Origin of the sequence: Streptomyces sp. NPDC007189 (genome assembly GCF_040703635.1) — a bacterium.
Taxonomy (GTDB): Bacteria; Actinomycetota; Actinomycetes; order Streptomycetales; family Streptomycetaceae; genus Streptomyces.
The window spans coordinates 225,653-235,720 of the sequence record NZ_JBEYEY010000012.1; the positions used below are offsets into that span (position 1 = coordinate 225,653).

9 protein-coding genes and 1 pseudogene are annotated in these 10,068 nt (G+C 70.1%); 4 read left to right on the forward strand and 6 right to left on the reverse strand.

Annotated elements, in window-relative coordinates:
* Together AB0950_RS24695 and AB0950_RS24700 are read right to left on the reverse strand one after the other, a co-directional pair.
* Positions 1 to 248, reverse strand: a pseudogene (locus AB0950_RS24695) (AraC family transcriptional regulator); the annotation flags it as partial.
* Between the two features lie 378 nt (positions 249 to 626).
* On the reverse strand, positions 627 to 929 hold the full coding sequence (locus AB0950_RS24700; protein WP_360145136.1) for a hypothetical protein: 303 nt from the start codon (positions 927 to 929) through the stop codon (positions 627 to 629).
* 328 nt (positions 930 to 1,257) lie between these two features.
* Here AB0950_RS24700 and AB0950_RS24705 point away from each other — a divergent pair, with 328 nt between their 5' ends.
* Both AB0950_RS24705 and AB0950_RS24710 read left to right on the forward strand, forming a co-directional pair.
* Complete coding sequence (locus tag AB0950_RS24705; RefSeq protein WP_360145133.1) at positions 1,258 to 1,785, forward strand: universal stress protein; 528 nt, start codon at positions 1,258 to 1,260, stop codon at positions 1,783 to 1,785.
* Between the two features lie 127 nt (positions 1,786 to 1,912).
* Positions 1,913 to 2,473: a GPR1/FUN34/YaaH family transporter gene (locus tag AB0950_RS24710; RefSeq protein WP_360145130.1), complete on the forward strand. Its 561-nt coding sequence runs from the start codon at positions 1,913 to 1,915 to the stop codon at positions 2,471 to 2,473.
* Between the two features lie 144 nt (positions 2,474 to 2,617).
* Here the strand turns inward: AB0950_RS24710 and glmS are convergent, their stop codons facing one another.
* Together glmS and AB0950_RS24720 are read right to left on the reverse strand one after the other, a co-directional pair.
* Positions 2,618 to 4,435 carry a glutamine--fructose-6-phosphate transaminase (isomerizing) gene (gene glmS / locus AB0950_RS24715; RefSeq protein WP_360145127.1) on the reverse strand — a complete coding sequence of 606 codons (1,818 nt, stop codon included), beginning with the start codon at positions 4,433 to 4,435 and terminating at the stop codon, positions 2,618 to 2,620.
* Positions 4,436 to 4,461: 26 nt separating this feature from the next.
* On the reverse strand, positions 4,462 to 4,719 hold the full coding sequence (locus tag AB0950_RS24720) for a hypothetical protein (protein ID WP_330342918.1): 258 nt from the start codon (positions 4,717 to 4,719) through the stop codon (positions 4,462 to 4,464).
* Between the two features lie 165 nt (positions 4,720 to 4,884).
* Here AB0950_RS24720 and AB0950_RS24725 point away from each other — a divergent pair, with 165 nt between their 5' ends.
* Positions 4,885 to 6,450 (forward strand): metallophosphoesterase family protein, encoded by a 1,566-nt coding sequence (locus AB0950_RS24725; protein WP_360572368.1) that lies wholly within the window; start codon positions 4,885 to 4,887, stop codon positions 6,448 to 6,450.
* A gap of 37 nt (positions 6,451 to 6,487) precedes the next feature.
* Here the strand turns inward: AB0950_RS24725 and AB0950_RS24730 are convergent, their stop codons facing one another.
* Positions 6,488 to 7,363, reverse strand: a complete 876-nt coding sequence (locus AB0950_RS24730; RefSeq protein WP_366779412.1) for a DUF4429 domain-containing protein — start codon at positions 7,361 to 7,363, stop codon at positions 6,488 to 6,490.
* A gap of 63 nt (positions 7,364 to 7,426) precedes the next feature.
* Here AB0950_RS24730 and AB0950_RS24735 point away from each other — a divergent pair, with 63 nt between their 5' ends.
* Positions 7,427 to 9,031 carry a beta-N-acetylhexosaminidase gene (locus tag AB0950_RS24735; protein WP_366779413.1) on the forward strand — a complete coding sequence of 535 codons (1,605 nt, stop codon included), beginning with the start codon at positions 7,427 to 7,429 and terminating at the stop codon, positions 9,029 to 9,031.
* Positions 9,032 to 9,187: 156 nt separating this feature from the next.
* Here AB0950_RS24735 and AB0950_RS24740 read toward each other — a convergent pair whose 3' ends face one another.
* Complete coding sequence (locus AB0950_RS24740) at positions 9,188 to 9,880, reverse strand: LysM peptidoglycan-binding domain-containing protein (RefSeq protein ID WP_360145114.1); 693 nt, start codon at positions 9,878 to 9,880, stop codon at positions 9,188 to 9,190.
* Positions 9,881 to 10,068 lie beyond the last annotated feature (188 nt).

Consider the following 10,068-nt stretch of genomic DNA (forward strand, 5'->3'; position numbering starts at 1 on the left):
CCGCCGCGGCCAGCACGAAGGCGCCGGTGCACAGGCCGACTATGCGGGCGCCCTCCTCGTGTGCCCGGCGCAGCGCGTCGAGCGCCTCCTCCGGCGTCCTGGCGGTCGATCCCGAACACCGACAACGGAATGGAACTCTCGAAGATGGGGCCGCCGCTGAACAGCAGCACCGCGACGATCTCCTTGCGGCGTCGCCCGGAGAGTTTCCGGGCCGCGGCTTCCGGCGCGGCAGTGGAGTCGTGGCTCATACTGCTAAGCCCCCCTCGGTGGTCGCGGCTCCTCGGTTGTGTCGCTCCTGCACGTTTCCCCTCGGTCCTGCACGAGTCCCCCGCCGTAAGACAGTCAAGATCGAATCTACTGGTTCCCGCGGTCGGGCGGTGACCAGTTCCACACGCCCGAGATTGTCGACATGACAACTTGGCGTGAAGCATTCGATCACGAAGCGTTGCACTCGGGGAGCGCGCAGGGAAGTGCGCCTTGTGGCGGTGGCCAAACCGCGTAGGGTGCGCGGGCGCCCGCAGACCCTTTCCGTGCAGGTCGAACGGGGGGTGGAGGGTGGTCGGGGGCCCTCTGGGGCGACATTCGGAAGTTGGCTGAAAAGAAGCGTTCCGGGGTGCGGAAACAGGTCAGTCGACCGGTGTCGGCCGACGGGTGTGACGTCCGCCTCTTTGCGCACCGGAATCCTCAGCGGAAACCTCGCCGTCACACCCGTGCCGCCGGGCGCACCGCTCCGACCGGCGCAGCAGGAGCCGGCACGCGGCGGTGACGGCGGCCAGGCCCAGCGCGGCCCCCGCCGCACCGGCCGGGGAGGTGCCGTACCAGAGCAGGACCACGGGGACGAGCGCGCAGCTGAAGGCGGCCCAGCGGATCACGTCGCTCACGGTGTCCGGCGCGGGGCGCGGCTCGGGGTCGGGTCGGGGACCGGACATCACTCGTACTCCCTGTGGCGGTGGCTCACCGATGCTCAACGCCTGTACGGCCGGTCGGTCACCGGCGCCACGTCCGGTGATCCTGTGCAAACCGCCTGTACGGGGCAGCAACCATTGCGTTACGGGCGTCGCTCGTGCATGCTCCGGTGAACCCCTGCGGACACCGGGGGACCGCTTACGGAGCGTGCGCGGCATCTGGGCTCGGGAGGCGTGCCGCCGTACCCTTGGGGGTATGGGGTTGGGAAGACCTTTCCCGGACTTCCCGGGTACGGATTCCGCCGCACGCTTCGTCCCCCGCCCATAAAAGGATGACAACGCCGAGACAGCCATGGCCGGTCACGAATTCTTCGAACCCGCGGACCGCAAGCGGCCGGTCGCCGACCCCACGGCGGCCGATCCCCTGGCGGCGGAAGAGTCACGCCCCTCCTGCGACCCTGCCTTCCGGCACGGAGTCGTCGTCGGCTTCGACGGCTCCACCTCCAGTGAGCGTGCCCTCGCCTACGCCATCGGCATGGCCAACCGCTCGCACTCGGGCCTGATCATCGTCCATGTCGCCAACCGGCTGCCCACCACCGTGTGGGCCGGCTGCGAGCCGCCGGTCTTCGTCGACGTGCCGGACCATCGCACCGAGGTGCTCGGTCTGGAGCTGGCGTGCGCCGACTATCTGGCCGAGGTGCCGTGGATCCTGGTCGAGCGGGGCGGGGACATCTGCCACGAACTCGAAGAGGTCGGGCGGGAGTACGAGGCGGACGCGATCGTCGTCGGCTCCACGCACGGCCTCGTCGGCCGGATCTTCGGCTCCGTCGCGGGGCGGCTCGCCAAGCGGGCGCAGCGGCCCGTGATCGTCATTCCGTGACGGTCGCTCCCCGATCCCCAACTCCCTTTGTGCAACGCGAAACTACTCGCGCGTAGAGGTGGTTTGTGCCCTTGTGAAGGGCATATACCGCTCACCGCACAACTGCACAGCATGAAGGGAGCCCGCCGTGGACAACGGAGTCTCTGCGGGAATCGGAAGCACTGTCGTGGCCGGCCGACTCGCCCTGGGAATCACCCTGTTGGCGTTCGGACTCGGCACGACCGGAGTGATCCACTCGGTGGCGGCGTCCGACGCCGTGTCACTGGCCCACTACGTGGGCGGAGTTGCCCTGTTCCTCATCGGTCTGCTCGCCTTCCGGGGCGGCGACAGCGCCTCCGGCACGGGCTTCGTGGCCCTCGGCGCACTGTGGTTCACCTGGGCCGTCGCGGGCCACTCCGCCGCCAACGCGGCCGGGCTCTTCCTGCTGCTGTTCGCCCTCGTGGCGCTCACCCTGACCCTCGCGGGCGGCGACAGCCTCGGACAGCTCATGTACGGGCTGCTGTTCCTGGCGATGCTGGTGCTGGGCGTCGCGGCCTTCGCCGACAGTTCCTCTCTGGCGAAGGTCGGCGGCTGGGTCGCCGCGGTGTCCGGTGCGGTGGCCTGGTACGCGGCGACGGCGGCGCTGGCGCACTGGCCGACGGCGCTTCCTCGGCGTGCCGCGGGCCGGGGGGTGACGGCCGCCGGCTGAACGTGAGCGGCACGGAGGGGACCCCCGCGTGTTTGGTGGCCACGTGGGGGTCCCCTTTTTGCGCCTAAACCGGCGCCGCTCTCGCGGACGTGGTTGCTCGCCGCGGGGGTTGCTCAATGATCGCTTCGGTGGTCGCGGGAATTCCTACTCCACCGTCACCGACTTCGCGAGGTTCCTCGGCTTGTCGATGTCCCGCCCGAGGGCCTGCGCCGTGTGGTACGCGAGGAGTTGGAGGGGGATGCCCATGAGGATGGGGTCGAGTTCGTCCTCGTTCTTGGGGACGACGATCGTCTGGTCGGCCTTCTCCTGGGGCTGGTGGGCCACGGCGAGGATCTTGCCGCTGCGGGCCTTGATCTCCTCCAGGGCCGCGCGGTTCTTCTCCAGCAGGTCGTCGTCGGGGACGATCGCGACCGTCGGCAGGGCCGGCTCGATCAGGGCCAGCGGGCCGTGCTTCAGCTCGGAGGCGGGGTAGGCCTCGGCGTGGATGTAGGAGACCTCCTTGAGCTTCAGGGAGGCCTCGCGGGCCACCGGGTAGCCCCGGACGCGGCCGATGAAGAGCATCGAGCGGGCCTCGGCGTACAGCTCGGCCAGCTCCTTGATCTGCTCCTCCTGCTTGAGGATCTCGGTGATCTGCTCGGGCAGCCTGCGCAGGCCCTCGATGATCCGCTTGCCGTCGCGGACCGAGAGGTCGCGGGTGCGGCCCAGGTGCAGGGCGAGCAGGGCGAAGGCGACCGTGGTGTTCGTGAAGCACTTGGTGGACACCACGCAGACCTCCGGGCCCGCGTGGACGTAGATCCCGGCGTCCGCCTCGCGGGCGATCGCCGAGCCGACCACGTTGACGACGCCGAAGACCCGCGCGCCCTTGCGCTTGAGTTCCTGGACGGCGGCGAGGACGTCGTACGTCTCACCGGACTGGGAGACGGCCACGTACAGGGTGTCGGGGTCGACGACCGCGTTGCGGTAGCGGAACTCGGAGGCCGGCTCGGCGTCTGCGGGGATGCGGGCCAGCTCCTCGATCATCTGGGCGCCGATCAGGCCCGCGTGGTACGAGGTGCCGCAGCCGAGGATCTTCACGCGGCGGATCTGCCGGGCTTCGCGGGCGTCCAGGTTGAGGCCGCCGAGGTGCACGGTGGAGAAGCGGTCGTCGATGCGGCCGCGCAGCACGCGGTCCACGGCCTCGGCCTGCTCGAAGATCTCCTTGTGCATGTAGGTGTCGTGGCCGCCCATGTCGTACGACTCGGCCTCCCACTCCACCGTGGTGGGCTCGGCGGTGGTGCGCGTGCCCTCGGTGGTGTAGGTGCGGAAGTCGTCGGCCTTGAGGGTGGCCATCTCGCCGTCGTCGAGGGTGACTATCTGGCGGGTGTGGGTGACCAGGGCGGCGATGTCGGAGGCGACGAACATCTCCTTCTCGCCGATGCCGAGGACCACCGGGGAGCCGTTGCGGGCCACCACGATGCGGTCCGGGAAGTCGGCGTGCAGCACGGCGATGCCGTAGGTGCCCTCGATCAGCCGGACCGCCTGGCGGACCTTGTCCTCCAGGTTGTCGGCCTGCGAGCGGGCGATGAGGTGGGTGAGGACCTCGGTGTCGGTCTCGGAGAGGAACTCGACGCCGTCCGCCTCCAGCTTGCGGCGCAGGTCGGCGGCGTTGTCGATGATGCCGTTGTGGACGACGGCGACCTTGTCGTCGGCCGACATGTGCGGGTGGGCGTTGACGTCGGAGGGGGCGCCGTGGGTGGCCCAGCGGGTGTGGGCGATGCCGGTGGTGCCCTTGAAGCGCGCCGGGACCCTGGCCTCCAGGTCGCGCACCCGGCCCTTGGCCTTGACCATCTTCAGGCCGGGCGCCTTCGGGGAGGTGACGACCAGCCCCGCGGAGTCGTAGCCGCGGTACTCCAGCCGTTGCAGGCCCTCCAGCAGGAGGGGGGCCACGTCACGCTTCCCGATGTATCCGACAATTCCGCACATGTATAGGTATCTCTCAGCCTGGCGTCTCAGCCGTAGACGATGCGGCGCAGCTGCCTGAGGGTCAGCTCGGGCGGCGCCACCGCTCGGTACTTGAGGTCCGCCGCGATCCGTTCGAAGATCTCCGCGTTGACCAGGCCCTGGGCCTGGAGTTCGCGGTGGCGGCGACGGACGTAGTCCTCCGTCGACTCGTCGAAGTAGGCGAGCACGTCCTGGATCACCCGCAGCGCCTCGCCCCGGCCGAGGGGCGTGGACCGCGTCAGATGATCAACAAGTTCGTCGTGCACGCGGTAGATCCTGGGGTACCGGCGGCGGTTTCGCAAGAATGCTGCCCGATTTCGGGCAGATCTGAGCGGCGGCTGTGGGGATCATTTGTTCGTCGGGCGTCCATCTTGTGGCCTGCGTCTCGTTGAAGTCATGGACCATTTTCAGACGCCATGGACATTCCTCGCATGGGAGTACCCGAGAAGCTGGCCGCGCGCATGAGCATGGCCGAGCAGCACGAGTACCTGCGCGCCAGGTTCTCGCGGCGCAACCTGATCAGAGGCGGCGCCGTCACGCTGGGCGCCGTCGCGGGTGGCGCGTTCGTGCCGGGCGCCACCGCACAGGCGGCCGTGCCCACGCAGCGCACGGCGCCCGCCACCGAGACCGTCGACGGCGCCCTCGTCGCCCCCTTCGGCCGTCACCTCGCCTACGGCAACGACCCGCGCACCGAGATGACCGTCTCCTGGCAGGTCCCGGTCGCCGTGAAGAAGCCGTTCATCCGCATCGGCGCCCACCCCTGGGACCTCTCCCGCAGGATCGAGGCCGAGGTCCGCAGCCTGTACACCCCGGCCGGCGTCGGCGCGAGCGGCGACCGCACGCAGTACTACCTGCACGCCAAGCTCACCCACCTGCGCCCCGGCCGGACCTACTACTACGGCGTCGGCCACGACGGCTTCGACCCGGGCCGGCCGCACCTCGCCGGCACCCTGGGCACCTTCACCACCGCCCCCGCCCACAAGGCGCCGTTCACCTTCACCGCCTTCGGCGACCAGGGCGTCAGCTACCACGCGCTGGCCAACGACTCCCTGATCCTCGGCCAGAACCCGGCCTTCCACCTGCACGCCGGCGACATCGCCTACGGCGACCCGGCCGGCCAGGGCAAGGCCGCCGACACCGGTTTCGACTCGCGCACCTGGGACCAGTTCCTCGCCCAGACCGAGTCGGTCGCCAAGCAGATCCCGTGGATGGTCAGTTACGGCAACCACGACATGGAGGCCTGGTACTCGCCCAACGGCTACGGCGGCGAGGAGGCCCGCTGGTCCCTCCCGGACAACGGCCCGGACGCGAGGAACCTGCCCGGCGTCTACTCCTTCGTCCACGGCAACACGGCGGTCATCTCGCTGGACCCGAACGACGTCTCCTTCGAGATCCCGGCGAACCTGGGCATCTCCGGCGGAACCCAGACCACGTGGTTCGAGACCCAGCTGAAGCGGTTCCGGGCCCGCGACGACATCGACTTCGTCGTCGTCTTCTTCCACCACTGCGCGTACTGCACCTCCACGGCGCACGCCTCGGAGGGGGGCGTCCGCCAGGAGTGGGTGCCGCTGTTCGAGAAGTACCAGGTGGACCTGGTCATCAACGGCCACAACCACCAGTACGAGCGCACGGACGTCATCAAGGGCGGCCAGGTCACCAAGAAGCTCCCGATCGGCGGCACGGCGTACCCCGAGACCGAGGGCGTGGTGTACGTCACCGCGGGCGCGGCGGGCCGCAGCCTGTACGCGTTCAGCGCCCCGGACTCCTACGAGGGCCACGAGCACGAGGTCGACTCGGTCGCGTCCTTCGTCAACACCAAGGACGGCAAGGTCGACGAGACCGTCGCCTGGTCCCGCGTGCGCTACCTGAACTACTCCTTCCTGCGCGTGGACGTCACCCCCGCGCCGAAGGGCCGCCAGACCACGCTGACGGTGTCGGGCATCGCCGAGACCGGCGACCGCATCGACCACTTCACGGTGTCCCGCACCGCGAAGTGACACCCTGGCCGGCCGCGGGCGGTCCTCACACGCGCTGTCACAGGCGTTTGAGGACCGCCCGCTTGGCCAGCGCGAACTCCTCGTCGGTCAGCACCCCGTCGCGGTGCAGATCGCCCAGTTCGCGCAGGCGGCGCAGCAGGACGTCGTGGCCGTCCCCGGCGGGCTCCGGCACCGTGGCGGGCCGCGGCGGCTCCTCCCGTACGGCCGCCTGTGCCGCCGGATGCGGCAGCCGCGCCTGGACGGCGGCGGCCACCAACGCCATCAGCGGATCCTTCTTGAACCCCCACAGCTCGACCGCGTTCGGGTCGTACTTGGCCGGCGCCGACACCGGTGCGCCGCGCACCAGGAAGCGCAGATGGCCGTTCTCCAGCCCGGCCGCCGGCTGCCACTGCACGCCGGTGACGTCCGCGAGCGGGAGGGTGCGGGGACCGGAGGCGGCCTTGGCGTCCTCCGTCTTCCAGTTCCACTCCAGCCGCACCCGCTCCCCGTCGAAGCTCGCCGTGCCGTCCCCGGCGGAGGCGGACACCGGCAGCGGCGGGGACGGCAGCAGGTACTCCGCGACCGGATCCGGCGAAACCCCGTCCAGCAGCAGCGCGTTGCGCACCTCCTCCGCGAAGTACTCGGCCACGCCGTGCCGGTCGGACTCCACGGCGAGCTGGTACGGGTCGTTCGGCTCGGCGAGCCGGCCGCCGGTCGCCTGCGTCAGGGGATCCGCCCCGTCGCGCAGCCGCAGCCTCAGCCGCCCGGACCTGCGCCCCTGCTCGAAGGAGACACCGGCCAACGCGCCCAGCGGAACGACGAGTTCGCCCAGCTCCCGGCGGAACAGGCTCACGCTCTTGTCCCGGCCGGGGGTGAGCCGCAGGGCATCGCCGTCGAAGGCCCAAGTGCCGTCCTTCTGGATGATTTCCGCCACGGGGTGATTGTTTCACCGGATCTGCGGGAGAGTGGTCTCGACCACATCCCGAAGGGAGCGCATGTGAGACGCGACCACAGCACGACTCCCCGAACCCCCCGCATCCTCGGAGCGCTGCTGCTCGTGGCGGCGGCCGGGGTCTTCACCCTCGGCTCCGCACCCGCCGCCGAGGCCGCCGCCCCCACCCCGCTCAACCGGGTGATCCCGGCGCCCGCCTCGGTCCAGTCCGGCGGTGCGCCGTACCGCATCACCTGGGCGACCGGCGTCCGCGTCGACGACTCCGCCGAGGTCCGCCGGATCGGCACCTATCTCGCCGGCATCCTGCGGCCCTCCACCGGCTACCGGCTGCCGGTCGCCACCGGCGGCGGCGCCCGGGGCATCCAGCTCCACCTCGCGCAGGGCGACTTCGGCGCCGAGGGCTACCGGCTGCACAGCGGGCCGGCCGGTGTCACCATCACCGCGTCCGCCCCGGCCGGCCTCTTCCACGGGGTGCAGACCCTCCGTCAGCTGCTCCCGGCCGCCGTCGAGAAGAAGACCGTGCAGCCCGGACCCTGGCTGATCGCCGGCGGCACCATCGAGGACCGCCCCCGCTACTCCTACCGGGGCGCCATGCTGGACGTCTCCCGGCACTTCTTCACCGTCGCCCAGGTCAAGCGCTACATCGACCAGCTGGCCCTGTACAAGATCAACGAGCTGCACCTTCACCTCAGCGACGACCAGGGCTGGCGCATCGCCATCGACTCCTGGCCCCGCCTGGCCACGTACGGCGGCTCCACGGAGGTCGGCGGCGGCAAGGGCGGTTACTTCACCAAGGCCCAGTACCGGGAGATCGTCGACTACGCCGCCTCCCGCTACCTGGAGGTCGTCCCCGAGATCGACATGCCCGGCCACACCAACGCGGCCCTCGCCTCCTACGCCGAGCTGAACTGCGACGGCGTGGCGCCTCCGCTGTACACCGGCACACAGGTCGGCTTCAGCTCGCTGTGCGTGCCGAAGCAGGTCACCTACGACTTCGTGGACGACGTGATCCGGGAGCTGGCCGCGATCACCCCCGGCCGCTATCTGCACATCGGGGGCGACGAGGCGCACTCCACCAGCCACGCCGACTACGTGAAGTTCATGGACCGGGTGCAGCCGATCGTCGCGGAGTACGGCAAGACGGTCATCGGCTGGCACCAGATCACCGGCGCCCACCCGGCCAAGGGCGCCCTCGCCCAGTACTGGGGCGTGGACGGCACCAGCGCCGCCGAGAAGGCCCAGGTCGCCCAGGCGGCGCAGAACGGCACCGGGCTGATCCTGTCCCCGGCCGACCGCCTCTACCTGGACATGAAGTACACGAGCAGCACCAAACTCGGCACCAAATGGGCCGGTTACGTCGAGGTTCAGCGCTCTTACGACTGGAACCCCGGCGCCTATCTGCCGGGCGCCCCGGCGTCGTCCGTCCGGGGCGTCGAGGCCCCCCTGTGGTCGGAGACCCTGAAGACCTCGGCCGACATCGAGTACATGGCGTTCCCCCGGCTCCCGGGGGCGGCCGAACTGGCCTGGTCCCCGGCGTCCACCCACGACTGGAACGCCTACAAGGTCCGTCTGGCCGCCCAGGCCCCGCGCTGGGACGCCCTCGGCATCGGCTACTACCGCTCACCCCAGGTCCCCTGGCCGAAGAGCTGAGCGACAGAGCACCGGCGCCCGGACCGCTCGTTGGAGCGGTCCGGGCGCCGGTGCGTGAACAGCCGGGGCATGAACCCAGATCATTTTTGCCCGTGCAATTCGGGGACAGGTGCGCTGCCGGTCGAATTACCTGTCGGACCGTCGGGAAAGGCGCTGTCAGTAGGCGCTGTTGACGTTGTCGATCGAACCGTAGCGGTGATACGCGTAGTTGCACGCGGCCGTGATGTTGGCGACCGGGTCGTAGATGTCCGTCGACGTGCCCGGCACGTGGTACGTGTCGAACGTCGGCTGGATCACCTGGAGCAGGCCCTTGGACGGGATGCCCTTGGCGGCGTTGGAGTCCCAGAGGTTGATGGCCTTCGGGTTGCCGGAGGACTCGCGGATGATGTTGCGGTAGATGCCGTTGTAGGTCCCCGGGATGTGGTGCTGCGCCATGACCGCCAGGGACTGCTTGATCCAGCCGTCCAGGTTGTTGGCGTAGGTCTTGCCGGTGGAGGACGGCGCGGGCTTGGCCGGGGCGGGCTTGGCCGGGGCCGCCGGGGCCGCCGGGGCCGTGGCCGACCCGGCGGGCAGGGTGAGGACCTGGCCCGGCTGGAGGGTGTAGGGGCTGGCGAGGTGGTTGGCCGAGGCGATGGCGGGCCAGCCGCCCGGCACGTGCAGGGTGCGGGCGATGGACGCGAGGTGGTCGCCGGCCCGGACGGTGTAGCTGGTCGCGGAGGAGTCGGCGGTGGCGGCGTGGGCGGTGCCCAGGGTGGCCGTGCAGCCCAGGACGAACGTGCCGACGGTGGTGGCGCCGCCGGCGAGGAGCCGGCGAGTACGGAATGAGCGCTTGCGGGCATGACGGGGCATGGAGCGGTCCTTTTCGAGAATTGGATCACCCGCAGTTGCCGGTTCCCTTCGGCAAACCACACTGCATTTCGTTTAGCGGTGCGCTGCGGCGGGGACATTCTTATATGCCGGGAATAAGTTTCGGCAATTGCCTCTTTTACTAACCGGGCTAGTTGCCGTCCGGTGCGGGGATGATTGATCTCGCCTTA

Excerpts from the sequence above, each read along its gene's own strand:
- AB0950_RS24700 (WP_360145136.1), bottom strand. The coding sequence starts at position 929 with ATGTCCGGTCCCCGACCCGACCCCGAGCCGCGCCCCGCGCCGGACACC.
- AB0950_RS24705 (WP_360145133.1), top strand. The coding sequence starts at position 1,258 with ATGGCCGGTCACGAATTCTTCGAACCCGCGGACCGCAAGCGGCCGGTC.
- glmS (WP_360145127.1), bottom strand. The coding sequence starts at position 4,435 with ATGTGCGGAATTGTCGGATACATCGGGAAGCGTGACGTGGCCCCCCTC.
- AB0950_RS24725 (WP_360572368.1), top strand. The coding sequence starts at position 4,885 with ATGGGAGTACCCGAGAAGCTGGCCGCGCGCATGAGCATGGCCGAGCAG.
- AB0950_RS24740 (WP_360145114.1), bottom strand. The coding sequence starts at position 9,880 with ATGCCCCGTCATGCCCGCAAGCGCTCATTCCGTACTCGCCGGCTCCTC.